Annotated in this window: 17 protein-coding genes; 8 read left to right on the forward strand and 9 right to left on the reverse strand. The window is 59.5% G+C overall.

Features of this window, described 5'->3' with window-relative positions; all coding sequences use genetic code 11:
* Positions 1 to 70: 70 nt before the first annotated feature.
* A complete protein-coding gene (gene gcvA / locus AB4N41_RS22675; protein WP_460138057.1) occupies positions 71 to 976 on the reverse strand; it encodes a transcriptional regulator GcvA in 906 nt (301 codons plus the stop codon).
* Positions 977 to 1,346: 370 nt separating this feature from the next.
* On the opposite strand from gcvA, the gene mexE reads away from it, so the two are divergent.
* From mexE to AB4N41_RS22690, 3 genes are read left to right on the forward strand one after another with little or no spacing between them, the layout of a single operon-like run.
* A complete protein-coding gene (mexE, locus tag AB4N41_RS22680) occupies positions 1,347 to 2,600 on the forward strand; it encodes a multidrug efflux RND transporter periplasmic adaptor subunit MexE (RefSeq protein WP_039761553.1) in 1,254 nt (417 codons plus the stop codon).
* A gap of 15 nt (positions 2,601 to 2,615) precedes the next feature.
* A complete protein-coding gene (locus AB4N41_RS22685; RefSeq protein ID WP_460138059.1) occupies positions 2,616 to 5,807 on the forward strand; it encodes an efflux RND transporter permease subunit in 3,192 nt (1,063 codons plus the stop codon).
* Complete coding sequence (locus tag AB4N41_RS22690; protein WP_252886272.1) at positions 5,804 to 7,225, forward strand: efflux transporter outer membrane subunit; 1,422 nt, start codon at positions 5,804 to 5,806, stop codon at positions 7,223 to 7,225. Before AB4N41_RS22685 ends, AB4N41_RS22690 begins: the two co-directional genes overlap by 4 nt.
* Positions 7,226 to 7,427: 202 nt before the next feature.
* Here the strand turns inward: AB4N41_RS22690 and AB4N41_RS22695 are convergent, their stop codons facing one another.
* From AB4N41_RS22695 to AB4N41_RS22705, 3 genes are read right to left on the reverse strand one after another with little or no spacing between them, the layout of a single operon-like run.
* Positions 7,428 to 8,357 carry a biotin/lipoyl-binding protein gene (locus tag AB4N41_RS22695; protein ID WP_406229195.1) on the reverse strand — a complete coding sequence of 310 codons (930 nt, stop codon included), beginning with the start codon at positions 8,355 to 8,357 and terminating at the stop codon, positions 7,428 to 7,430.
* Positions 8,358 to 8,382: 25 nt separating this feature from the next.
* Positions 8,383 to 8,583, reverse strand: coding sequence for a DUF1656 domain-containing protein (locus AB4N41_RS22700; protein ID WP_016774855.1), 201 nt, complete (start codon positions 8,581 to 8,583; stop codon positions 8,383 to 8,385).
* A complete protein-coding gene (locus AB4N41_RS22705; protein WP_460138061.1) occupies positions 8,573 to 10,708 on the reverse strand; it encodes an FUSC family protein in 2,136 nt (711 codons plus the stop codon). Before AB4N41_RS22705 ends, AB4N41_RS22700 begins: the two co-directional genes overlap by 11 nt.
* A 171-nt stretch (positions 10,709 to 10,879) precedes the next feature.
* Here AB4N41_RS22705 and AB4N41_RS22710 point away from each other — a divergent pair, with 171 nt between their 5' ends.
* The 3 genes from AB4N41_RS22710 to AB4N41_RS22720 all read left to right on the forward strand — a co-directional run bounded on the left by AB4N41_RS22710 (position 10,880) and on the right by AB4N41_RS22720 (position 15,237).
* Positions 10,880 to 11,935 (forward strand): tetratricopeptide repeat protein, encoded by a 1,056-nt coding sequence (locus AB4N41_RS22710; protein ID WP_150635168.1) that lies wholly within the window; start codon positions 10,880 to 10,882, stop codon positions 11,933 to 11,935.
* 132 nt (positions 11,936 to 12,067) lie between these two features.
* Entirely contained in the window at positions 12,068 to 13,570 is a 1,503-nt protein-coding gene (locus tag AB4N41_RS22715) for an ATPase domain-containing protein (RefSeq protein WP_056789781.1), read from the forward strand.
* Positions 13,567 to 15,237, forward strand: a complete 1,671-nt coding sequence (locus AB4N41_RS22720; RefSeq protein WP_150635167.1) for an ATP-binding protein — start codon at positions 13,567 to 13,569, stop codon at positions 15,235 to 15,237. The genes AB4N41_RS22715 and AB4N41_RS22720 overlap by 4 nt, the downstream gene beginning before the upstream one ends.
* A gap of 34 nt (positions 15,238 to 15,271) precedes the next feature.
* On the opposite strand, the gene AB4N41_RS22725 is transcribed toward AB4N41_RS22720, so the two are convergent.
* Genes AB4N41_RS22725 through AB4N41_RS22745 form a run of 5 tightly spaced genes read right to left on the reverse strand, consistent with a single transcriptional unit; the run spans position 15,272 to position 21,798 of the window.
* Positions 15,272 to 15,649 carry a response regulator gene (locus tag AB4N41_RS22725; protein WP_056789776.1) on the reverse strand — a complete coding sequence of 126 codons (378 nt, stop codon included), beginning with the start codon at positions 15,647 to 15,649 and terminating at the stop codon, positions 15,272 to 15,274.
* 44 nt (positions 15,650 to 15,693) lie between these two features.
* Positions 15,694 to 16,908, reverse strand: a complete 1,215-nt coding sequence (locus AB4N41_RS22730; RefSeq protein WP_252876375.1) for a hybrid sensor histidine kinase/response regulator — start codon at positions 16,906 to 16,908, stop codon at positions 15,694 to 15,696.
* Positions 16,902 to 17,495 carry a chemotaxis protein CheB gene (locus AB4N41_RS22735; RefSeq protein WP_252876376.1) on the reverse strand — a complete coding sequence of 198 codons (594 nt, stop codon included), beginning with the start codon at positions 17,493 to 17,495 and terminating at the stop codon, positions 16,902 to 16,904. Before AB4N41_RS22735 ends, AB4N41_RS22730 begins: the two co-directional genes overlap by 7 nt.
* Positions 17,492 to 18,325, reverse strand: a complete 834-nt coding sequence (locus AB4N41_RS22740) for a CheR family methyltransferase (RefSeq protein ID WP_016774863.1) — start codon at positions 18,323 to 18,325, stop codon at positions 17,492 to 17,494. The genes AB4N41_RS22735 and AB4N41_RS22740 overlap by 4 nt, the downstream gene beginning before the upstream one ends.
* Positions 18,325 to 21,798, reverse strand: coding sequence for a response regulator (locus AB4N41_RS22745; protein WP_252876377.1), 3,474 nt, complete (start codon positions 21,796 to 21,798; stop codon positions 18,325 to 18,327). Before AB4N41_RS22745 ends, AB4N41_RS22740 begins: the two co-directional genes overlap by 1 nt.
* Positions 21,799 to 22,063: 265 nt before the next feature.
* Between AB4N41_RS22745 and AB4N41_RS22750 the strand changes: the two genes are divergently transcribed.
* Both AB4N41_RS22750 and AB4N41_RS22755 read left to right on the forward strand, forming a co-directional pair.
* The gene (locus AB4N41_RS22750) at positions 22,064 to 22,423 is read left to right on the forward strand and encodes a response regulator (RefSeq protein WP_095180108.1); all 360 of its coding nucleotides are present in this window, start codon (positions 22,064 to 22,066) and stop codon (positions 22,421 to 22,423) included.
* A 606-nt stretch (positions 22,424 to 23,029) separates the two neighbouring features.
* Entirely contained in the window at positions 23,030 to 26,518 is a 3,489-nt protein-coding gene (locus tag AB4N41_RS22755; RefSeq protein WP_252876378.1) for a M35 family metalloendopeptidase, read from the forward strand.
* Positions 26,519 to 26,605: the final 87 nt, after the last annotated feature.

Consider the following 26,605-nt stretch of genomic DNA (forward strand, 5'->3'; position numbering starts at 1 on the left):
ATTCTAGGCATCCCTGGCATTGGCCTTACAGTGAAGTCTCCTCATTACACCGTGAGCAATTGCTCATACTTCAGCGCTGTGCGCTCTGCACCTTCAACGCTTCACTGAGCAACCACTCGCGAAATTTGAGGATATGCGGCTGGGCTTCGATGCCTTTGGGACAGACGAAATAATAAGCAAGCGGCGAAGTGAACGGCACATCGAACAGCCTCACCAGACGGCCGTCGGCAATTTCATTTTCGACATGGCCGCTGCGCACCAACGCCATTCCCTGGCCGAGCAACGCAGCTTCCACCGTCATGTTGGTGTCGCCAAACCTGACGCCTTCGCGCAGCGGTAAAAACTCCAGCCCGACGGACTGAAACCACACCTCCCATTTCGGCGCCAACTCGGCGCCGTCGCGAATGAGTAACGGCATCTGCAGCAACTCGGCGGGACTGCCCGGCCTGCCGACGCGCTGCAGCAGTTCGGGGCTGGCCACGGGAAACACCTGTTCGCCGAAGAGGAACTCTGAATACAGACCGGGGTAATTGCCCTTGCCCAAGCGGATTGCGACATCGGCTTCGCCATTGGCGAAGTGGATGATCTTGTCCGTGGTATCCAGCGACACCAACAGCTCCGGGTGCAGGCGCGACAGATTCGGCAAGCGTGGCAGCAGCCACTTCAACGCGAACGAATAGGTGGTGCTGACAGTCAGGCGAACCCTGTCCTTTTGCTCGCGCAGATCCTCCAGCGTTGCTTCAAGGCTGATGAAAAACTCGCGCACGATCGGCGCCAGCGTCGCCCCCGCTGTTGTGAGGCGCAACGCCTTGCCGCGCTCGAACAATTGCAAGCCCCAGAGTTCTTCAAGGTGCCGGAGCTGATGACTGACGGCGCTCTGGGTCACGTGCAACTCTTGAGCGGCAGCCGTGAACGTCGGATGTCGGGTGGCCACTTCAAAAGCACGCAGGGTCGCGGTCGGGGGCAGGTCGCGCATAAAAATGATCCGGGGACGATAAATGTCAGAGCATGAGGTTGCGCTCATGTTAGAGCGAAACTCCCTTGGTTGCCCGTTCCGCGACATTGGCGTATTGCTCCGGCAAGTGGGCGAGGTGCTGGTAACAGCGAGGTATTTAATCGCCGGATAATCCTCCGCGCGCAGCGTCGGTCGCAATCATTGCAGATCAAGCAACACAGAATTGCCTTCAGGCCGATTGTTAGCCCCCTAACGAAAGGTGCATGCTAGAGGGCTGCCTCGGCGCTTATATCATTCCGAATGATAGTTACCTTTGCTTCATTCGATTCGTGCCATCACACCCGCGCCGAGCATCATCCGCCCATCTTCAATACTTCGGCGGATTGCATCCATGGAACAATCACTCAAACATTTGCGCTTCCCGTTGGCCATGCTGGCCGTACTGGTGATGAGCGCCTGCGGCAAAACTCCGGAGACTGCCGGCGCCCCGCCCGCTGCCAAAGTCAGCGTGGCCAAGGTGCTGGAACAACCGGTCAACGAGTGGGACGAATTTACCGGGCGCCTCGAAGCGCCGGAAACCGTTGAAATCCGCCCACGGGTTTCGGGCCAGATCGATCAGGTCGCGTTCACCGAAGGCGCGCTGGTCAAGAAAGGCGACCTGCTGTTCCAGATCGATCCGCGTCCGTTCCAGGCCGAGGTACGCCGCCTCGAAGCTCTGGTTGCTCAAGCCCGCGCCACCGCCACTCGCAGCGAAAACGAAGCCGCTCGCGGTGAACGTCTGCGTACCAGCAACGCCATTTCCGCTGAACTGGCCGACTCGCGCACCAGCGCTGCCCAAGAGGCCCGCGCCGCCGTCGGTGCTCTGCAGGCACAATTGGACCTGGCCAAACTGAATCTGAGCTTCACCCGCGTGACCGCACCGATCAGCGGCCGCGTCAGCCGCGCCGAAATCACTGCCGGCAACCTGGTGACCGCCGATACCACCGCACTGACCAGCGTCGTCTCCACCGACAAGGTCTACGCCTATTTCGACGCCGACGAACGCGTGTTCCTCAAATACACCCAACTGGCCCGCAACGGCCAGCGTGGCGCCACTACGCCGGTATACATGGGCCTGTCCAACGAAGACGGCAACCCGCACCTCGGCCAGATGAACTTCGTCGACAACCAGGTCAATCCGAAAACCGGCACCATCCGTGGTCGCGCAGTCTTCGACAACGCTGACGGCACCTACACCCCGGGCTTGTACGCACGGCTGAAACTGGTCGGCAGCGGCACCTACAACGCCATGCTGATCAATGACGAAGCCGTGGGCACTGACCTGGGCAAGAAGTTCGTGCTGGTGATGGATGGCGACAACAAGACCGCCTACCGCGCCGTCGAACTCGGTCCGAAGATCGAAGGCCTGCGCATCGTCCGCAACGGTCTGAACAAGGACGACACCATCATCGTCAAGGGCTTGCAACGAGTTCGTCCTGGCTCACCGGTCACCCCCGAGGTGATTCCGATGGCCAGCGAGCAGACCCTCGCCGCCCTCGCTCAACAACGTCAAGCGCTGGAAGCCAGCAACCTGCCCAAAGTTGCCCCTGCCAAGGGCGCATCGGGTTCGGCTGCGAAGCTGGCCGCCACGACCCCACGCGGTTAAGGGACGACAACTCCGATGAATTTTTCCCAATTCTTCATTTCCCGGCCGATCTTCGCAGCGGTACTGTCGCTGTTGATCCTGATCGCCGGTGCGATCTCGCTGTTCCAGTTGCCGATCAGCGAATACCCGGAAGTCGTGCCGCCGACCGTGGTCGTGCGCGCCAACTTCCCGGGCGCCAACCCCAAAGTCATCGGTGAAACCGTGGCCGCTCCGCTGGAGCAGGCCATCACCGGCGTCGAGAACATGCTGTACATGTCCTCGCAATCGACCGCCGACGGCAAGATCACCCTGACCATCACCTTCGCCCTAGGCACTGACCTGGACAACGCGCAGGTGCAGGTGCAGAACCGGGTAACCCGGACCGAGCCAAAGCTTCCCGAGGAAGTAACGCGCATCGGTATCACCGTCGACAAGGCATCGCCCGACCTGACCATGGTTGTGCACTTGACCTCACCGGACAAGCGCTACGACATGCTGTACCTGTCCAACTACGCGATCCTCAACATCAAGGATGAGCTTGCTCGCCTCGGTGGTGTCGGTGACGTGCAGTTGTTCGGTATGGGCGACTACTCGCTGCGCGTCTGGCTTGACCCGAACAAGACCGCTTCGCGCAATCTGACCGCGACCGATGTGGTGACCGCGATTCGCGAGCAGAACCGTCAGGTCGCCGCCGGTCAACTGGGCGCGCCCCCTGCCCCGACCGCGCAAAGTTTCCAGCTGTCGGTCAACACCCAAGGCCGTCTGGTCTCCGAAGAAGAGTTCGAGAATATCGTCATTCGCGCAGGCGCCGACGGTGAGATCACTCGCCTGAAGGACATCGCACGCATTGAACTGGGTTCCAGCCAATACGCCTTGCGCTCGCTGCTGAACAATCAGCCGGCTGTAGCGATTCCGATCTTCCAGCGTCCCGGTTCCAACGCCATCGACATTTCCAACGAAGTGCGCGGCAAGATGGAAGAGCTGAAGAAAGGCTTCCCGCAGGGCATGGACTACAGCATCGTGTATGACCCGACGATCTTCGTTCGTGGCTCGATCGAGGCGGTGGTGCACACCCTGTTCGAAGCGCTGATCCTCGTGGTGCTGGTGGTGATTCTGTTCCTGCAGACCTGGCGCGCCTCGATCATCCCGTTGGTGGCGGTGCCGGTATCGTTGATCGGTACGTTTGCGGTCATGCACCTGTTCGGTTTCTCGCTCAACGCCCTGTCGCTGTTTGGCCTGGTACTGGCCATCGGTATCGTGGTGGATGACGCCATCGTCGTGGTGGAAAACGTCGAACGGAACATCGAACTCGGCCTGACGCCGGTCGAAGCGACCAAGCGCGCCATGCGGGAAGTGACCGGGCCGATCGTGGCCACCGCACTGGTGCTGTGTGCGGTGTTCATTCCAGCGGCGTTCATTTCCGGCCTCACCGGGCAGTTCTACAAACAGTTCGCACTGACCATCGCTATCTCGACAGTGATCTCGGCGTTCAACTCGCTGACCCTGTCGCCAGCATTGGCCGCTGTGTTGCTGAAAAGCCACGACGCGCCGAAAGACCGCTTCTCGAAAGTGCTCGACAAGATCTTCGGCGGCTGGCTGTTCCGTCCGTTCAACCGTTTCTTCGACCGTGCCAGTCATGGCTACGTCGGCACCGTGCGCCGGGTTATCCGTAGCAGCGGCATCGCCCTGCTCGTGTATGCAGGCCTGATGGTACTGACCTTCTTCGGTTTCTCCAGCACGCCGACCGGTTTCGTACCCGGCCAGGACAAGCAATACCTGGTGGCCTTCGCGCAATTGCCGGATGCCGCGAGCCTGGATCGCACCGAAGACGTGATCAAGCGCATGTCCGACCTCGCGCTGAAACAGCCGGGCGTGGAAAGCGCCGTAGCGTTCCCGGGCCTGTCGATCAACGGTTTTACCAACAGCCCGAACGCCGGCATCGTCTTCGTGACGCTGAAACCGTTCGACGAGCGTAAAGACCCGAGCATGTCCGCCGGCGCGATTGCCGGCGCCTTGAACGGCCAGTACGCGAACATTCAGGAAGCGTACATGGCGATCTTCCCGCCACCGCCGGTACAAGGTCTGGGCACCATTGGTGGTTTCCGCCTGCAAATCGAAGACCGGGGCAACCTGGGCTACGACGAGCTGTACAAAGAAACCATGAACATCATCAACAAAAGCCACAACGTGCCGGAACTGGCCGGCCTGTTCACCAGCTACACGGTGAACGTGCCGCAGGTCGATGCCGCCATCGACCGTGAAAAAGCCAAGACCCACGGCGTGGCCGTCAGCGATATCTTCGACACCCTGCAGATCTATTTGGGTTCGCTGTATGCCAACGACTTCAACCGCTTCGGGCGCACCTACCAGGTCAACGTTCAGGCCGAACAACAGTTCCGCCTTGAATCCGACCAGATCGGCCAGCTGAAAGTACGCAACAACAAAGGCGAAATGATCCCGCTGGCGACCTTTATCAAGGTCAGCGACACCTCCGGGCCGGACCGCGTGATGCACTACAACGGCTTCATCACCGCTGAAATCAACGGTGCCGCAGCTCCGGGCTACAGCTCTGGCCAGGCGGAAAAAGCCATCGAGAAACTGCTCAAGGAAGAACTTCCGAACGGCATGACCTATGAGTGGACCGACCTGACCTACCAGCAGATTCTGTCCGGCAACACCGCGCTGTTCGTGTTCCCGCTCTGCGTACTGCTGGCGTTCCTGGTGCTCGCCGCCCAATACGAAAGCTGGAGCCTGCCACTGGCGGTGATCCTGATCGTACCGATGACCCTGCTGTCGGCCATCACCGGTGTGATCATTTCCGGCGGTGACAACAACATCTTCACCCAGATCGGCTTGATCGTACTGGTGGGACTTGCCTGTAAAAACGCGATTCTGATCGTCGAATTCGCCAAGGACAAACAGGAAGAAGGCCTCGATCCGCTGGCTGCGGTGCTGGAAGCCTGCCGCCTGCGTCTGCGGCCGATTCTGATGACCTCCTTCGCGTTCATCATGGGTGTGGTGCCACTGGTGTTCTCCAGCGGTGCCGGTGCCGAAATGCGCCACGCCATGGGTGTGGCGGTGTTCTCCGGGATGCTAGGGGTGACCTTCTTCGGTCTGCTGCTGACGCCAGTGTTCTATGTACTGATCCGTAACTTTGTCGAACGCGGCGAGCAGCGCAAAGCAGCCAAGGCGCACACTCTTCAAAAGCCACTGGAGGCGCAACAATGAGTCTGAAAGTCTTCCTGCCGAGTCTGCTGGTGCTGGCCCTCAGCGCCTGCGCCGTCGGCCCCGACTACAAGACCCCAGCTACGGAGGCGGCCAACATCACGACCGCCACCGACGGCGCCGCCGGGCAAAAGAACTTCGACCGTTCGAAATTCGAAGGCATCTGGTGGCAGCAATTCGATGATCCGACACTCAACCAGTTGGTGACGCAATCGCTGCAAGGCAACCGTGAACTGCGCGTGGCGTTCGCCCGCTGGAAAGCCGCTCGGGCGATCCGCGACGACGCCAGCAATGACGCGATGCCGACCATCACCAGCCGCGCCAGCAGCGACCTGGGCAAGGGCCAGATTCCCGGCCAGACCACCAACCGGGTCAATAGCGAGCGCTATGACCTCGGTCTGGACATGGCCTGGGAGCTCGACCTGTTCGGCCGCATCCAGCGCAATCTGGAAGCCAGTGACGCCGACCAGCAGGCCGCCGAAGCCGATCTTTACCAGTTGCAAGTCACCATGATTGCCGAACTGGTCGACGCCTACGGTCAACTGCGCGGCGCTCAGCTGCGGGAAAAAATCGCCGTGGCCAACCTCAACAACCAGCAGGAGTCGCGCAAGATCACCATCAGCCTGCGTGACGCCGGTGTCGGTGATCAGCTCGATGTCGAACGCGCCGATGCGCGTCTGGCCAACGTCGAAGCCACGGTGCCGCAGCTGCAGGCGGAACAGGTTCGGCAGAAAAACCGTATCGCTACGCTGCTCGGTGAGCGCCCGGACAAACTGACCGTTGATCTGAGCCCGAAAGATCTGCCGGCCATCGCCAAGGCGCTGCCGATCGGTGATCCGGGTGAACTGCTGCAACGTCGTCCGGACATTCTCAGCGCCGAACGGCAATTGGCTTCGGCCACTGCGCGCATCGGCGTGGCCAAGGCCGACCTGTTCCCACGGGTCAGCCTCAGCGGCTTCCTCGGCTGGACGGCCGGACGTGGCTCGCAGATCGGTTCGTCGGCAGCCAACGCCTGGGCACTCGGCCCGAGCATCACCTGGGCTGCGTTTGACCTCGGCAGCGTCCGCGCCCGTTTGCGCGGTGCCGATGCTGACGCCGAAGGCGCGCTGGCCAACTACGAGCAACAGGTGCTGCTGGCGCTGGAAGAATCGGAAAACGCCTTCAGCGATTACGGCAAGCGTCAGCAACGTTTGATCTCGCTGATCCGTCAGAGCGAATCGAGTCGCAAGGCCGCTGATCTGGCAGAAATCCGTTATCGCGAAGGCACCACCGATTTCCTCGTCCTGCTCGACGCTCAACGTGAGCGCCTGAACGCCGAAGACAGTCAGGCCCAGGCCGAAGTCGAGCTGTATCGCGGCATCGTCGCGATCTACAAGGCCCTCGGCGGTGGCTGGCAACCGGAGACAGTCGCCAGCAAGTAAAGGTTGTTAAAGAGCTCCTTTGGTTGGCCGCAACCAACCAAATTTTTTGCCCCGCGTATCATTCGGTCGCGGGGTTTTTTTATGCCTGTTTGCAGCACTGGGATTTTTTGTGGGAGCGAGCCTGCTCGCGAAAGCGTCAGGTCAGACATATCAGCGGTGGCTGATACTCTGCCTTCGCGAGCAGGCTCGCTCCCACAATGGATCAGCGGTGATCCTCCAGGACGGTGACGGTGGCGGTTGTACCGGCGCGCAGGCGATCCTTACCGGCAAAGTCACCATCAATCCCAATGCGCACCGGCACCCGTTGCGCCAGCTTCACCCAGGTGTAACTCGGGTTGATGTTTGCCAGCAATCGGCTGCCGGGCGCGTTTTCGCGGTCGGCAATGGCGAAGGCGATGCTTTCCACTGTGCCGCCGAAGCGCTCACCACTCATCAATTGAATGCGTACCCGATCACCCTCCGCGATTCGCGGCAGCTTGGTTTCTTCGAAATAGCCGCTGACGTAGAACGAATCGCTGTCGACCAACGCCAGCAGTGCCCCGCCCGCCTGTGCGTAATCACCCTGGCGGGTCAGCAGGTTGGTCACGTAACCGCTCACTGGCGATTCAACGCGGGTGCGCTGCAAATCCAGTTCAGCCTGGGTCAGCGCGGCAATTGCCAGTTGCACATTGGCCTCGGCCAAGCCGAGGTTGGCCTGATTGCGCAACAGATCCGCCTGGGCAACCGCCACGTCGGTACTGGCCTTCTCCCATTCTTCACCGGAAATCGCGAAGCCCTGCTTCAGCGTACGTCGCCGGCGCTCCTCGCTCTGGCGTTGTTTGAGCAATGCTTCACTGGCGACGATTGCCGCTTGCGATTGCCCCAGCGAGGCCTTGGACACCTCCACCGAGCGTCGGGCATGCTCGACCGCCAGTTGATAGCGCGCCGGATCGATCTCCAGCAACAATTGACCTTTGTCGACATGCTGGTTGTCCTGCACCGCCAGTTTGACGATACGCCCCGAAACATCCGCCGACAGCGTCACCACATCCGCCCTCACCCGAGCATCCCGTGTCCACGGCGCGCGGGTGTAATACTCCCAGGCAAACCAGCCGAGGACGATCGCCAGGATCACCACTGCCACGGTCATCATTCGTGCAACTAGTGCTTTCAAGACATCAGGCTCCCATCAACAGAATCAGCGTGGCGCAGACACAGGCGTACAGCGCGCCTTCGAACAGCGCTTCATGCCAGACCAGGCGCAGTACGCCCAGGCGGCGCAAGCACCAGTCCAGCAACATGAAAATCGGGATCGCCAGTAACAGAGCCTGGGCAATCGGCGGCAGATAAACCCCGCCAATTTCGAAATCAATGGGCAAGTTGCGGTTCTCCTTCCAGACCTTGAGGTTGCAAATGTTCGCCGTGGCGCTCGAGGAACGACACCACAATCAGCAGCGCCACACGCATGCGAAAAACCGACCATAAATGTTCATGGCTGGCGGCGTGCAGCTCGTCCAGCTCATCTCCGAGTTGGTGCAACGTCGCCAGCAGCGCCGGGAGCTGCACATCAGCGCGTCCGGCAACCAGGCGACCGGTCTTGCGTAACGTCGATGCCAGGCGCTGGCTGAACGCATCGGTGAGTAACGCGTTGTTCTGCGCCTGCTGCCTCAGCTGATGCATGGCCACGCCCAGGGCTACGCAAGCCAGGCTGATTTCATACAAGCGTTGCATGGCGCGATCGTTTGCCGCTGGCAGCAGGCCGAGCATGCTGGTCAGGCGATCGGTCATCCGACTCTCGAAGGCGAATTGTTGTTCATCGGTGGCCGGCATTTTGCTCAGTTGGTACACCTGCTCCCGCGCTTCGCCGTACAGGCGCCGGATGCGCAAGCCCGGGCGGAACGGGAAGATCAGCGCATAAACGATCAGGGCCAGCATCGCTGCACTGACGTAGGCGCCGGCGAATTCGAACCATTGGATCGCCGTATTCTGCCCAGTGCCGGTGTTTTGCGGTCCGAGCATTAGAAAACTCGACAGCCCCAGGCCCATGCCGATACCGGCGGTGGCCGGACTGGAAATGCCCACGGCAATGGCATACAGCAGCGGCGCCAGCAGCAAGGCCAGCAGCTCGAAATCACTGATCGCGGGCACCAGCATGAATTGATAGAACGCCGACACTACCAGCGCCAGACCCAAGCCTCGCGCATAGCTTTGCGCAGCCATCAGCGGACGCGGAAAAGTCGCCATCAGCGAGCAGAGAATTCCCACCAGAATCATTCCGCCGCGCGCACCATCCCACGCCGTTTCGATCCAGATCAATCCGCTGACCAACAGCGCGGTAAAGGCGCGAATGGCGTTCATCGAGGCCAGGGTGAAATCCAGATGCAACGGACTGCTCTGGCCGCGATATAGGCAACTGGCCGGGCGCCCTTCCTGAATGGCGTCGCTCAGTTCGAGAATCTGCTCCAGTTGCTGCAGCAGGCGCGCCTGCTCCCAACGCAGCGCCCAGGCCAGTGAACGCAGGGCCGCACTCATGTTCTCGGTCTGCTGCTCGGCCTTGTACGCCAACGCTTCGAACTGTTGCTGCAAGGTGACGAAACGTTGCCGGTCCGCGCCAGACAGCGCACGACCCTGTTGCGCCAGTTGCTCAAGCAACGCCAGTTCCTCGGCCCGCAGTTGCTGCACCTCCAGCGGCAGATCGCCCTCCCAGCGTTCGATGAGCAATTCGCGCTGATGCCGTAGCGCGGTCAGTCGCGAGGTCAGCAGCATCAGTTGATTGCCCAGCAGCAACACCAGATTGTCGGCATCGCGCAAACGTGGGGCATCGAAATACAAATGGCGCCGCAACCCCTCCAATGCGCTGATCTCGCCGAGCAATTGCATCTGCCGACGCTGAAAATCGGCTTCGCTTTCTTCCGTGCGAAGCACTTCGGCGGCGTGGCTGGCGGCCAGTTTGATCACCTGATCGATTTTGGCGAAATAACCTTTGGCCACTGCTTCAGGCCGGGCTGTGAGCAGGCTCACCACGCACACGCAGGCAACGGCCAGCAGGGTTTCGGTGACGCGGGTGACCGCTAGCAAAAACGTGCCTTCCTGATCCGGGATCGCCAGCAAGGCCACCACCACTGCGGTGTAGCCACTGAGCACGAACGCCTGGGAACTGGTGTAGCGCAACAAGGTGCCGCCCGCTGTGCACAGCGCCAGCCACAACGCCAATGTCGTGATGAACGGCAGCGGCGCCTGAGGAAAAATCGCCATGATCAGCACCGCCACCGCGGCACCCACGGTGGTGCCGATCACCTGGCCGAAACTGCGCGCCAGTGCCATCCCTGCCAATGGCTGACTGACAATCACCACAGCCATGATCGACCACTTCGGTTGTTCGAGATCGAAAATGAACGCCAGATAAAGCGTCAACAGCCCGGCGGCGATGGTCCGCAGGGCAAACAGCAGAACAGCCTGACCGGGATGGATCAAAGCCTTGAAATAGGTGTACAGCGCAGACATGGGCACTCTCTTTAAAACGACTTCTGCAAGCGTAGACATTCCAGCAAAAGCCTGACGGATTTCACAGTCGACACGTGTTGTAGGACGATTCGCTGGCAACGGTTTGACTCACGCGCCAAGCTGAACGAAGCTTGCCGCTCTGCTCAAGTTCGAAGCTTTCGGAAACCCCGCATGACTCAGTCCCGCCGCAACCTGCTGATCGGCCTAGGCCTCGTACTGATCCTCGGCGTCGTCTGGCTGTCATGGCGCAGCAGCACACCGACCATTCCCGATGCTATCAAACATGGCTACAGCGAAGCGCTGAACGCCGCGCGCACTGGTGAACCCGGAGCGGCGCGCCAGTTGTACCAGCAATTGGGCCGCCCGGACATCTCGGTCAAACGCCGGGTCTGGCTGCACGGCGAGCTGCCCAACTACCCCAGCCCGCAGGCCTTGAAACTGGCTGACATCGACCTGCATCACGAAGCGCCGCAAGTGCGCGTCGCCGCGATCAAAAGCATCGTCGGTCTGGTGCCCGGCGGGCAACGCAGTCTGCTGCTCGGACCGTTGCTCGACGACGCAGAACAAACCGTGCGGTTCGCCGCGATCAATGCCCTGCTCGGCCTGAGCCCGGACGAGCTCGGCCTGTATTTCGCACCGCTACAGCAGGCTATCGACGGCTGGCAACAGACCTTGGAAAACCAGCCGGAAAGCGCTGCCAACTATGCGCAACTGGCCCGTCTTTATATCCATAACGCCGAATACAAACAGGCCCAACAGGCGCTGGACAATACCTTGCGTCTGGAACCCGGCAACCTGGCGGCGCTGGTCATGCAGATCGATGTGCTTGACCGCCAGGGCCAGAGCGATGCCGCTCGCCAGTTGCTCGCACGTCAACTCAAGGCGCAGCCTGATTCCGCCTATCTGCAACATGCCCTCGGCCTGTGGCTGCTGCACCACGGCCAGCGCGAATATGCCCTGCTCGGCCTGTCCAAAGCCGTCGAGCTGGAGCCGGACAACAAGGATTATCGCTACGACCTCGCCACCACCCTGCACAGCGCGGAAGAACTGGAAGCGGCGCAAAAACAGCTGCAGGAAATCGTCCAGCGCCACCCCGCCGACCGCAAGGCGCGGGTGTTGCTGATCAACTACTGGAAGGAAAGCGGCCAACTGCAGAATGTGCAGATCCTGTTGGCGCAACTGGAGCAGCTGAATCCGGACGACCCGGCCCTGCAACAAGGTCTTTAATCCAGTCAGGGCGGACTCAATTGGCCGCCCGTCCAAGAAAAAGCGGAACCGTGAACACGCCGTGAGGTCAAGTTACTCAGGCGGCTCACTCTAGCCAGCCGCCGGATTACCCTAGTCATAAGAGGGCGTTTTTTGACTACATCAAACGAGTTGATCAGTGCAAAGGCCGCCGTCGGCATTGTAGGTCTGGATGACATCCTTGCCGGTGGCTTGTCTCGCGGCCATGTGTTTTTGCTCGAGGGGGAACCCGGGACCGGCAAAACCACCGTGGCGTTGCATTTCCTGCGCGCCGGTGCGCTGGCCGGGGAACGCTGCCTGTACATCACTCTCTCGGAAACCGAGAAAGAACTGCGTCAAGGTGCGCTCTCCCACGGTTGGGAGCTGAACGAAAACATCAAGATCTTCGAGCTGACACCGCCGGAAAGCCTGCTCAATGCCGAACACCAGCAAAGTCTGCTGTATTCCTCGGACCTTGAACTGGGTGAGGCGACCAGGCAGATTTTCGAAGTGGTCGAACGCTTCAAACCGACTCGCGTTGTGCTCGACAGTCTCTCGGAGATCCGTCTGCTGGCGCAGAGCTCGTTGCGCTATCGTCGGCAGATTCTGGCGATCAAGCATTACTTCGTGCGCTACGACGCCACCGTCCTGCTGCTCGACGACCTGACCACCGAGTCCCTCGACAAGACCGTGCACAGTGTCGCCCACGGCGTGATTCGTCTTGAAGAGCTGACACCGAGCTACGGCGCTGAGCGTCGGCGCGTTCGAGTGGTCAAGTATCGCGGGCAGAAATACCGTGGCGGTTTCCACGACTTCACCATCATGGGCGACGGCGTCCATGTTTTTCCACGCTTGGTAGCGGCGGAACATCGCGGCGACTACCCACGTCTGCAGCTGTCCAGCGGCATACCGCAAATGGACGCCCTGCTCGGCGGCGGTATCGAAACCGGCTCCAGCACGCTGATTCTCGGCCCGGCCGGTACCGGTAAATCGCTGATCTCGATGATCTTCGCCGCCGCAGCGGTGGCTCGAGGCGAAAAAGCCGCGCTGTTCATTTTCGATGAAGAGCTGGGCCTGCTGTTCGAACGCATGCGTCATCTCGGTATCGACCTCAAAGCCTTGCAGGCCACCGGTAATCTGCTGATCGAACAAGTAGACGCCGCCGAATTGTCTCCCGGTGAGTTGTCCCATCGCGTGCGGCGTTGCGTCGATGAGCTGGGTATCAAAACCGTGGTAATCGACAGCATCAACGGCTATCAAGCGGCGATGCCGGAAGAAAACGCGCTGGTGCTGCACATGCACGAGCTGTTGCTGTACCTGAACCGCAAAGGCGCGGCGACTTTCATGACGGTCGCCCAGCACGGTCTGGTGGGCGATATGCAGGCGCCGGTCGATATCACTTACCTGGCCGACACGGTGATTCTGTTGCGCTACTTCGAAGCCCTCGGCAAAGTCCGCCGGGCGATCTCGATTATCAAGAAACGTACCGGCAACCACGAGTCGACCATCCGTGAATACCGGATTTCCTCGCATGGCATGACCATCGGCCAACCGCTGGAATCCTTCCAGGGCGTGCTGCGTGGCGTGCCGACCTACATGGGAGCGAGCAATCCATTGCTTGAGGATGAAAGCTTGTGACGGTCAACACGCCGTTGGCCGAGCGGGTGCTGGTGCTGGCGCCCATGGGTCGCGACAGCCAGATCGCGTTGATGATCCTCAACGAAGCCGGCTACGGCGGCATGGTGGCGCCGAATCTCGGCGCTTTATGCACCGAGCTGGAGGTCGGTGCCGGACTGCTGGTGATTGCTGCTGAAGCGCTGCGCGGACCTGAACTGGAAGGGCTAATCGCCTACCTTGACCAGCAGCCCGCGTGGTCGGACATGCCAATTGTCCTGCTGACTCATCATGGCGGCGATGAACAAGGCCCTCCGTCGCGCCTCAGTACCCTGCTCGGCAACGTGACGTTTCTCGAGCGCCCCTTCCATCCCGCGACGCTGGTCAGCCTGGTCTCCGCCGCCCTGCGTGGGCGACGACGACAATATGAAGCGCGCGATCGGCTGATCGACCTGAGTGAAAGCGAACGACGCCTGCAATCGACCCTGGAAACCCTCGAGCAGCAAGTCGAAGAACGCACCGCACAACTTCGCCACAACGAAGAAGCCCTGCGCCAATCGCAGAAAATGGAAGCGGTCGGCCAACTCACTGGCGGCATCGCTCACGACTTCAACAACATGCTCACTGGCATCATCGGCAGTCTCGAATTGCTGCGTCGACGTCTGGCCCGAGGCCGCACGGAAGACCTCGACAGCCTGATCGATCTAGGTGTGACGTCAGCGAACCGCGCCGCCGGCCTGACTCACCGTCTGCTGGCGTTCTCGCGCCGTCAGTCACTCGACCCGAAAGCCGTGCAAATGAACACGCTGGTGCTGTCGATGGGCGAGCTGCTGCAACGCAGCCTCAATGAAAGCATTCATCTGGAAATGCGCCTGGACGACAATCTCTGGGTTGCCGAGGCCGATCCCAATCAACTGGAAAGCGCCCTGCTCAACCTGGTGATCAATGCCCGTGATGCGATGCCCGAGGGTGGCAAGCTGGTGGTGGAAACCAGCAATCAGGTGCTGCATCGCGAATTCACGGCTGCGTACAGCAATCTGGAGCCAGGCGATTACGTGATGCTCAGCGTCACTGACAATGGCAGCGGCATGCCGCAGAGCGTGGTCAGCCGTGCGTTCGATCCGTTTTTCACCACCAAGCCGATCGGCCAGGGCACCGGCCTCGGACTGTCGATGATCTATGGTTTCAGCAAGCAGTCGCGCGGGCATGTGTCGATCGACAGTGAAATCGATGAAGGCACCACGGTAAAACTCTATCTGCCGCGTTTCCGGGGTGAGGAAGTAGAAATTCCCGTATCGGATTCGCAGCAGGCTCCGTATGCGATGGATGGCGAAACCGTACTCATCGTTGAAGACGACCCGGCGGTGCGCGTATTGGTCAGCGCCGTGCTCAGTGAGCTGGGTTACGCGTTCGTAGAGGCCGGTGATGCCGACGGCGCCATGCCGATTCTAAATTCGACGCAACGTATTGATTTGCTCATCAGTGACGTTGGTCTGCCGGGGATGAACGGTCGTCAACTGGCGGAGGTTGGTCGGCAATATCGCCCAGGTCTGAAAGTGTTGTTCATCACCGGTTATGCCGAGCACGCGGCGGTGCGCGGTGGCTTCCTCGACTCGGGAATGCAGATGATCACCAAGCCATTCACCTTTGATCTGCTCACCGCCAAGGTGCGGGAGATGATCAATAGCTGAATCGATAGGAGCTGCCGACGGCAGCTCCTACATATCAGGCCAGCAATTCCTGAATCTTTTCCTGCAACACATCCAGATCAAACGGTTTTTCCAGAATCGGTGCGCTGTTGGTAATCGGGCTGCCGGTCTCACGGATTTCCTGCGGATAGCCGCTGATGAAAATCACTTTGAGGTCCGGTCGCAATTTCACCGCCGGATCGGCAATCTGCACGCCGGAGATCCCGCCCGGCAGGCGGAAATCGGTAATCAGTATGTCGAGATGAGGTTTGCTGGCGAGGATCTCGAAAGCCTGCTCGCCATTTTCCGCTTGCAACACGCGATAGCCCTGCCCCGACAGGTAATCCGTCAGGACCATCAAGATAACCGGTTCGTCTTCGACGACGAGTACTACATCTTGCGCATCTACGCTCATGGGAAGCCTTTGTTCGGTCAATAGCTGCTGATACGACCGTGTGGTCACTCAGAGGTTGCGTCGGATATGCCGTTTTCCTGGATTGGCAGACAAACGCGAAACAGGGCGCCCTCGTTGATTTCACTCTCGACGACGATGGAGCCGCCATGGGCGGCGACGATCTGCTCGGAAATGAACAGACCAAGCCCGAGCCCGGCCACCACCGTCTTGGCGGACACCCGTTCGAACTGCTGAAAAATACGCTTCTGGTTCTCGGCGCTGATGCCGATGCCGTGGTCTTGTACCTCGACCCGGGCCTCGTCATCTTCGCGATAGACGCGCACCTGAATCGGGCTGCGACCACCGTAACGCAAGGCATTGGTCAGCAGATTGGACACCACTTGCTCGATGCGGAACTCGTCCCAGCAACCTTCTACCGGCGCCGATGCCTCGAAGGAAACGCTGGTTTCTGCCGCTTCCATTTGCGAGGCAAAATTCTGCAGGAGATTGCTGACCAGTTGCACCAGATCGAAACGACTCGGTCGGATCGACAGTTTGCCGGTGCGGATTCGCGAGACATCGAGCATGTCTTCGATCAGGCGAATCAGGCTTTTGATCTGCCGCTCATCGCGGTCGACCATCGCCTGCATCTTGTCGAGAGTGAACGCTGCGGCGTTGTCTCGCGCCAGATGCATTTTACGCAACTGGGTTTCGAGAATCAGGCCATTGAGCGGCGTACGCACCTCGTGGGCGACGATGGACATGAAGTCATCACGCATGCGCACCGCTTGCTCCAGCTCCAGCTGGGTGCTTTGCAGCTGTTGCAGCAGCGCTTCCTGCTCACGCCGGGCCTGCTCCAACGCCTCGACCTGCTGCTTCATCGCTTTGCTCTGGCGATACAGATCGACGAAAACGTTGACCTTGCTCTTCACCGCATGGATATCCAGCGGCTTGTGCAGGAAGTCCACCGCACCGCTTTCATAGCCTTTGAACGCGTAGTTGAGTTCTCGGCCGGCAGCGCTGACAAAGATGATCGGGATGTTCTTGGTCTTCTCTGTACCGCGCATCAGCTCGGCGAGTTCGAAGCCGTTCATGCCGGGCATCTGCACGTCGAGAATGGCCATGGCGAATTCGTGCTGCAGCAACAGCGACAGTGCTTCGTCCGCCGACAGAGCCTTGTAGACCGTGCGATCCTCGCGCTTGATCAGCGCTTCCAGCGCCAGCAGGTTTTCTGGCAGATCGTCAACGATCAACAGTTTGGCTTGGATATTACTCAGCATGCGATTCGTTCCAGCTCGACTAGCAGACGGCCGATGCCGTGAATGGGTAGGACATGATCCGGCTGCAGAACGTTCAGTGCAGCCTGGGGCATGGTGGCGACTTGTGCATCCTCGGGGTCTTGAACAATGGTCAGGCCGGCGCCACGCTTGACGTAAGCGAGCCCGCGCGCGCCATCGTGATTGGCGCCGGTCAGCAGGACAGCGGCGAGTGTCTCGCCGTAAACGTCAGCGGCGGATTCAAACAGGTAATCAATAGACGGCCGCGAATGATGTACGCGGTCCTCCAGGCTCAGTGACAAGCTGCGATCCGCTTCGACCGACAAGTGATAACCGGGCGTGGCGAAATACACCGTGCCGGCTTCAATGTCCTGCTTGTCTTCGGCTTCTCTGACCGGCATCGCCAGGCGCCGGGAGAACACTTCGGCCAGATGACTGCGGCGTTCTTCCGGCAGATGCAGAACGATGATGATCGGCAGCACATAGCCTTTGCGCAATGGCCCGAGCAGGGTCAGCAACGCCTCGACACCGCCTGCGGAGGCGCCGATCACGACAGCCTCGATGCGAGGCAGGCTCGGGGTGTCGTTCATGATTTGCGGTAGATCCGTTCTTGTTTGACCAACGCCTCGAACTGATTCGAATAGTTGGAAAAATCCAGGGTTTCCTTGCTGCCCAACACCAGAAAGCCGCGATGCGACAACGATTCATGGAACAGCCCGAACGCCCGGTCCTGCAGCTTCTTGTTGAAGTAGATCAGCACATTGCGGCAGGAAATCAACTGGGTTTCGGAGAACACGCTATCGGTGGCCAGGCTGTGGTCGGCGAACGTGACGTTCTCGCACAGGCTCTTGTCGAAAATCGCGTAGCCATAGGCTGCGGTGTAGTAATCGGCAAACGAACGCTGGCCGCCGGCCTGCTGATAGTTGGCAGTGTAGGCGCGGACGTTTTCCATGGAGAAAATCCCTTGCTTGGCCTTCTCCAGCGAGCGCGGGTTGATGTCGGTGGCGTAGATGATCGTGCGGTCGAGCAGGCCTTCTTCGCGCAGCAGAATCGCCATCGAATAGACCTCCTCGCCCGTGCTGCAGCCGGCAATCCAGATTTTCAGCGACGGATAGGTGCGCAGCAGCGGCACCACTTCGTTGCGGATCGCCAGGAAGTGCGAAGGATCACGGAACATCTCGCTGACCGGGATCGTCAGCAGTTGCAGCAGCTGCATGAACGCCGTCGGGTCGTGCAGGACTTTCTCTTGCAGGGCCGAGATGGTCGCGCACTCGAACTGACTCAGCGCGTGCTGCACCCGGCGCTTGATCGAAGCGCCGGAGTAGTCGCGAAAGTCATAGCTGTACTTCAGGTAAATCGCCTCGATCAACAAGCGTAATTCGATTTCGCTGTTGCGCTCGGCTGAACTGCTGCGTTCCACTAGATGCGTTCCATTTTCGGTAACCACACACGTATCAGCGAGAACAGACGATCAAGGTCGATGGGCTTGGCTAGGTAATCGTTGGCGCCCGCTTGCAGGCAGCGCTCCTGATCGTCCTTCATGGCCTTGGCCGTTACCGCGATGATCGGCAGCTTGCGCCAGCGCGGATCCTTGCGGATTTCCATGGTGGCTTCGAAGCCATCCATTTCCGGCATCATCACGTCCATCAGCACCAGATCGATGTCCTCGACTTCATGAAGTCTCTCAATTGCTTCGCGGCCATTACGGCCGATCACCACGACTGCGCCTTTGTGTTCCAGTGCACTGGTCAGTGCGAAGATGTTGCGCACATCGTCGTCCACCAGCAGCACTTTACGACCTTCAAAGACCTTGTCGCGGCTGCGCGCGGTCTTGAGCATCTTCTGCCGTTCATGGGACAGCTGCGATTCGACTTTGTGCAGAAAGAGTGTGACCTCGTCGAGCAACCGCTCCGGGGAGCGCGCGCCCTTGATGATGATCGAGCGTGAATACTTGCGCAGCTCGGCCTCTTCATCGCGGGTCAGGTTGCGGCCGGTGTAGACAATGACCGGCGGGAACGAGCAGATGTCCTCGGTGGACATGCGCTTGAGCAAATCGTTGCCGAGCATGTCCGGCAGCTTGAGGTCGATGACCATGCAGTCGTAGATGGTCGTGCGCAGCAATTCCAGGGCGTCCTGGGCCAGGCCGACGGCAGTGATTTCGATGTCTTCGTCGCCAATCAGCCGCGCGATGCTTTCGCGTTGCAGATCGTCGTCTTCGACCAACAGCACGCGCTTGACCTTCTGCGTCAGCTTGGCTTCCAGACGAGCGAAGACGTCCTTGAGCTCTTCGCGGGTGGTCGGCTTCACTGCGTAGCCGATGGCGCCCATATGCATGGCGGCTTCGACGCGGTCTTCCACGGAAATCACGTGCACTGGAATGTGCCGGGTTTCGGCGCGTTCTTTCAGGCGTTGCAGCACGGTCAGACCGGAGTGATCCGGCAGGCGCATGTCGAGCAGGATCGCATCCGGCACGAATTCGCGGGCCAGGTCGTAACCCTCGTCGGCGCCGTGGGCGACCAGACACATGTAACCCAACTCATGAGCCAGGTCATAGAGGATACGGGCGAAGTTGGGCTCGTCTTCCACCACCAGAATGCAGCGGGTGGCGAACGGCGCCTTGTCGCGATCGTCGGCGAAGCGCGGGATGACAGCCGGAATCGCTGACGCCAGCGGTGCCGCAACGGCCACTGGTGTAGCCACCGCAGGCGCTGCATGAAAGGTCAGCGGCGCGGCCGGCGTATCACCGAATTCGTGATACTGACGCGGCAACAGCAGCGTGAACGTGCTGCCCTGCCCCGGTACGCTGTCGACGCTGATCGAGCCGCCCAGCAACGTCGCCAGATCCCGCGAGATCGACAGGCCCAGACCGGTGCCGCCGTACTTGCGGTTGGTGGTGCCATCCGCCTGACGGAACGCTTCGAAAATACTTTCCTGCTGATCGGCTGCGATACCAATCCCGGAATCCTTGACGCTGAAAGCGATGTGATCATTCGGCTGCGCGGTGATGCTCAGGCTCACGGCGCCGTGCTCGGTGAACTTGATCGCGTTGGAGAGCAGATTCTTGATCACCTGCTCCAGACGCTGACGATCAGTGAACAGCAAGCCCGGTGCGTCCGGCTGGACCTCGACAGTGAAAGCAAGGTGCTTGTCGGCAGCAAGCGGTTCGAACATCGAGCGCAAGCCATCGACCAGACGATCGACGCGGGTGTTTTCGGCAATCACTTCAAGCTTGCCGGCCTCGACCTTGGAAATGTCGAGGATGTCGTTGATCAGGTTGAGCAGATCGTTGCCGGCCGAATAGATCGATTCGGCAAACTTGACCTGCTCCGCCGACAGATTCTGCTGCGGGTTTTCCGCCAGCAGCTTGGCCAGAATCAGCGAACTGTTGAGCGGCGTGCGCAGTTCGTGGGACATGTTGGCGAGGAATTCGGACTTGTACTTGCTCGAGCGTTGCAGCTCTTCGGCACGCTCTTCGAGTTGAATCTGCGCCTGATTCAGCTCGGTGTTTTTCTTGTCCATCGCATCGCGCTGTTCGGCGAGCTGCTCGTTGGTCTGCTCCAGCTCCACTTGCTGGGTTTCCAGATGCGCCTGGGATTCCTTGAGAATCCGCGACTGTTCTTCCAGCTCTTCGTTGGCAGTCTTCAGCTCTTCCTGCTGCACTTGCAGCTCTTCGTTGAGCTGCTGGGTTTCGGCGAGCACTTCCTGCAAGCGCTGACGGTAGCGCGCCGCCTCGATCGACGTGCCGATGTTGCCGGCAATCAGCTCCAGCAACTCGATGTCGCGCTCGGACAGCGGACGCAGGAAACCCAGCTCGATCACGCCATTGACGCGGTCGTCATCACTGGTCGGCACCACCAGCACACTGTGCGGCAGGCCTGCGCCGAGGCCGGAGCTGACTTTGAAATAGTCGCCAGGGACCGCGTCGAGACGGATCAGGCGTGCCTGTTCTGCGACTTGGCCAACGATGCCTTCGCCGCTGTAAATCGTTTGATTCAGTTCTTCCTGCTCGCGGGAGAAGCCATAAGTCGCCACACGCTTGAGGCCGCCATGTTCTTCGCGCACATAAAGCGCAGCGACGGCAGTGCCAAGGTATTGCGCGCAGAATTGCAGAATGTTGCGCCCCAGCAGGTTCAGCGTCAGTTGCCCCAGCACCTGCTCGGCCAATTGTGTCTGGCCGTTGCGCAGCCACGCCTGCTTCTCCAGGCGTTCGGCGCTGGCCTGTTGCGCCGCGAGGTTGGCGCTGTAATTGGTCGACAGATTGACCAGGTCACGGCGGCCGATGTAGGCCAGCAAACCGCTGATACCAACGATGAAAATCAGATAAAGGGTGATGCTCCAGATGGTGGTGCGACGCACATCCTCGTTGCGCGTGGCGCGCAGCACTTGTTCGGTTTCGATGACGTCTTCGAACTGCTTGCGAATTTCGTCGGTCAGTCGCTTGCCCCGCCCGGCCTTGACCGCACCGCGATAATCGCCGCTGCTGCGCTGCAGGTCGATCATCGATTGCGCGTAGTTGGCCCATTCCACCTGCAACGCTTGCAGGCGACGCAAGCGGTCGGTCTGCACCGGATTATCGGCGGTCAGCTCCAGCAACGTATTGAGAGCGACGTCGATACGCGGCTTGGCAACTTCGTACGGGTCGAGAAAGTGCTCGTCACCGCTAAGCAGATAGCCGCGCATGCCGGTTTCGAGATCGACAGTGAGTTTCACCGCCTCATTGGCGTTATTGATCACCCGGTCGGTATGCTCGACCCACTGGATGACGGACAGCAAATAGGTGATCAGTGAGACGAAAAACACCGCACTGAGCACGCCGACGCCCAGCGGCAAGCTGACGTTGCGACTCAGAAGTTTGCGGAACCGTTGTTCATCAACCGAGGACGGAGAGGACATGGGGCAGCCTTGTCGAACTGTTGAAAACCCGAGAGTTTGCCCCAAAACCCCGCCATGGATCCATTTTTCTCACACAAATGATGGCATTTTCCTACGCACACCTGCGCATTGGACGACGCCAACGGTTATCCTTGCCGCACCACACTGACCTGTTCTTTTTTGTTTCAGCTCGGGAACTTGTGGCTATGCGCCACTTACTCATGCAAGAGTCCGGCAAATTCGCTTGCCCGGTATCCCCCGATTTCATTTTTCTGAGAGTCCTGCCATGTCTGCCACTCCATCCACTATCCTGGTCGTAGAAGACGACTCCATCGTGCGCATGCTTATCGTCGATGTGCTGGAGGAGCTGGAATACACGGTATTGGAGGCTGATGACGGCAACGCGGCACTCGAAATCCTTGCGGATCCTGGCAAAGCCATCGATTTGATGATGACCGACTACGGCCTGCCTGGCATGAATGGCCGCGAACTCTCTCAAAAGGCCCGCCAGCTGCGCCCTGCTCTGCCCATCCTGTTCGCCAGCGGCTATGCCGAGAGTCTCGAAGTACCCGATGGCATGCATGTCATCGGCAAGCCCTTCTCCATCGATCAATTGCGCGACAAAGTTAAAGGCATTCTGAAATAAACCTGATAAATGCCCGTCGCAGATGCAACTTGTCACATCCGAAAATAATCAGCAACTAACTAACACTGCCATTGCTTAACCTGCCAGCTCTATCCTGAATCATCTTTGGCCGCGTTAATAAATAACGAAATACAGCCAGGGAACTTTCGATACTCATTCAGGATAGTGCCCATGCAGTTCATTTCTTCCGACGTGCCTGCCGCCGTCGATTGCTCCGCTTCTGACAAACAGGAACGCGCGCTTATTGTTCAGTTACTTGTTGAAGCCCTTAAGGCAACTGAGTTTGAAGTCTCGGCCGACAGTTACTCGGCAAGCGCCTCGCTGCCGGTCGCCACTGTATTCAATGTGCAAGATCGCTTCATACCCCGGGTCATCGGCAGCAGTTTTGACGAACGTTGTGAACCAGCACGCAATGCCTTGAAAAATTTAATTGCAACCCCGGAGTTTGCGCAGCTGTTACGCAACCATTCTTTTTCAGCTGATATTCAACTAGCAGTGGACACCAACGCCGGAGTTCTCGTTGTTTATGACTCAGAGTTCGAATCCCATCGTTTCAGTATTGCACTGGATAGTGCTGAAGTTTCGGTGTTTTCCGAAGAACTCGATATGCTCGCCGATTTGGCAAAAACCATCGGCGGCGTCGTTTATTCCGGCCAAGTGATTGGCATAGTGCAATGGTTGAAGTTCAACGGTTATGACGTGCCGACGAACATTGCCGAAACCCGGGCACTGATTGAATGGCTGGCGTTCGAACTGCCCGAGCCACCCGCCTTGGGCGACTACCACGAATTGCTCCACGCCGATGAGTCATCACCGTTTCATCTATCGATGGCGGACCGCAAAGTCATAACCCAGACAGTGCATGAGCTGACCCAAGGTGCGACAAGCCTGTTGCAGGTACTGGCGTTCGCCAACTTCAACCTGATTCCGGCACAGGACATACGCGACAACGCGGACAAGTTCCTGCACAACTTCCTGAGGCGAAAAACCGCTCGCGCCCTGGGAGAAACCCTGCATGCACGCCTTGGCTGGCATCTGGAAGCCAATAACCCGGACGTGCGCGAACGCCAGGTCAATGAGTTAGTCATCGCTGCGCTGATCATCGACATGCAATTGCGCTCCGATCAGCCTCTTGTCGCCGGCTATGACTTCTATCAACCGGCGAATTCCACACTCAGCGCTGCCGAAGTACGCGTCCTGTTCGAACAGCATCTGGTTGATCTGGGCCTGAGCGAAGCGCACAACGCGCCACTGGCAGCGCATCTATTGATCGCGGGTGCAGCACCGGAGTTGCTGATCGACCAGATCCCGCCCGGGCTCACGCTGGACAAGCCAGGCTGGGTAACTGCGCGCCAGAGCGCTGCCGTGGTCGAGCACGCCGCACCTGGCAGCTCGCGTGCAATGACGTTTGCACAACTCAAGGCGTTTTCCGAGCTGACCCCGGTTTCCGGTGAGCTCGACAAGTTGTACGAAGCGGCGGCGATCCCGGCGGTGGTGGACTGGGCGGTACTCAACGGAGTCATCCCTTACCGCAGCGACAAAGACTACGACAAGACCACGGTGATCAAGGCCAGCGCGTATTTCTCGCGTTACATGGAGGCTCTGGCCCAGTCTGAAACAGGCTTGTCCACCGCGCCACCGGACCGGCGCAAAATCGCTCTGCGTGCGCTGGAGCAAGTGATGCCCGCCGGCGCCTATCTCGAACAGCCGGCCTTCGAAATAAAGTACCTGGACAGTTTCGGCGAACGGAGCTGGCTCGAAGGGTTGAAGGCTGCGCATCCGGCGGGAATTCTCACCGAGTTCTGGAATTTCCTCGCCAGCGCCACTGACAACAACCAATACGCGATCAACGGCCTGTTGCGCCTACGCCTGTCGATTCTCGATCTGTATCTTTCCGGCGATCTGGTTGAATACGGGCAACTTTCGGACAAATTCAAGACCCGCGACAACTTCCACCCCCCGGCCGATGCCTTCACCCGCCTGGCCGAACTGCAATCGCCGTCGCAACTGTTTGACCAGGCGTTTGATCGTTACTACCGGAACGTGCGCGAGGGTCTATCGTCCCTGATCAAAATGGCGATCACGCAGATGCCAGAGCATGATCGTCAGGCCTTGACCAGCGGCCAAATGACCTTCTACACCGTCAGGAAGGAAGTCAATCCACTGAATACGCAGCAAGAAACGCAAATCCAGCGAGATGAGGCCAATGGGCGTTACGGGATTATTCTTTGCTGCGACAACGGTGATCGGCTGCGCGCTTACGAACTGTTCACGCTGCGCGGCGTTTGCTACGAGCGTCCGGATCTGGCGCTCAAGCTGCAAGACACCGGTCTCATTCATCAACGGCCGACCCTTTCATACACTGGCAGCAAGTACGATTTTCAGGACAAGAACAAAGCCAGCGAGTGGCCCCTCGATTACGCCGCCTACCGCGAAGGCAGCGAACCACGCCAGGGCATGACTTCAAAAGTAGTGGTGGAGAAGCTCTGGCAGTTGCAACTGCAAGAGACTGATGTGCGCGCGGTTCCGCTGTTCTTTTCTGCGCAACTGGATGAGATCGCCCAATGCGTACTGGACAACCATCCTGTCGCCCGCCGCGAAGAGTTGTATGCCGCACTGGATGTGCGCAACGGCCTGGAAGAATGGCGCGACACCAGGGAGATCGTCGAGAACCTGGCAATCAACGTCATCGTACCGTTCAAACAGTGCATTGAAGACATTCGTTCCGGACGCACCGACCGTGTCGCCGAAGGCATTGGTGGCTGCATTCTGGATGGCCTGTCAGTCATCGGCCTGCTGGTCGGTCTTGGCGCGTCGGCAGCGAGCATCATCGCCAAGACCGGGTCGACCACCCTAAAACTGCTGAAAGTCGCCAAAGCCGTGGCCCGAGCGGCCGTGTCGCTGATCAACCCGCTCGACGGTTTGCCCGCCCTCGCCCGCAAAGGTTTTCGTCTGGTCAAACGCGGCGTGGTCTTTGCCGGTGAAACTGCGCTCGACACCGCGCACACCGCCAGCGTGCAATTGAAAAGGTTGATGCATGGCGTCGAGAGTCGGGACTGGCTCAGGCTCTCCCACACCGGCGATGCGCGTCAGGCGACCTGGCGAGGCGCCGACGCGCTTGGCGAGGCGATCGACATCGCAGTGCTGGAACGCAACCAGGACTGGCACGCGCTGAGCATCCGCACCGGCGGCGCCTGGGGCCCGCGCCTGAAACTGCTCGACCTAGGTAATTTCGCCCCGTTGAAGCGCCTGTTCGGCCGCTTCAAGCCGTTCAGTTACACCCGCGGTTATCTGAAAAAAGCCATTCCCCACGCCCGGACCAAGCTGGACAACTCCATCAACGCGCTGTCGCAACTGTCTTCCAACGACGACATTCGCGCGGTGCTCAAGCATGTGTTCGGTAACGATTCCGATGAAGTGGCACAGCACGTGTCGAAACATCTCAGCGCGATGCGCAAGGATCTCGAGTCGATCAGCTTCAGCAATGTGACGTTCCGCCCGCATCAACCCGGCGTGATCGCCTCGCTTTCGCCACCGGCCTATAAGCGTTGGCAGACAGCGCTGCGCACAGGCGAAAAAATCGATGAGTCCGCAGGCCGGTTTCTGTCGATCTACCCGGACAATCTCGATGAGTTTTACAAGTTGTCGCGTTACGACGACGGCAGCGTCGCCGACGTGCTGATTCACGAAATGTCCCACGGTGGCCCGGACACCCTCGACCTGTACTACGGCAAGGTCTACCCGCAGTTGCATCAGGCGGAATTCGATGCGGTCGGACTGCTGGAGCTGGCTCGGGACGCGCGCAAGGCGCATCCGGACAACCTGATCAATCCACATCACGCTCTGGCGCACCGACCGGGATTCGTCGAGTTCAACCAGGTAAAAACCAGTCTGCCGAAACTGGTCCAGGACCATCCGGCCCTGGCCAACGCTGAGTCGTACATGCTTGCGGTGTCCCTGCTCGATCAAGCGCAAACGCGTCCGGCCATATTGAGCTTCAATGTGAAGACCATCGACGATGCCGTGCGCAACACCGCTGCCGGCAAGTTTCTGCAAGGGCCGCTGCTGCTCAATCTCGCCAAACCGGTCATTTAAGCGCTGAAACGGCTGGTCGGTGAACAGGGTGCATTTCAATCACTTCGCTGTGGTTTAATTGCGCCCTTTTTTCTTCCATGGGTCAGG

The organism is Pseudomonas sp. S2_A10, from assembly GCF_054668465.1.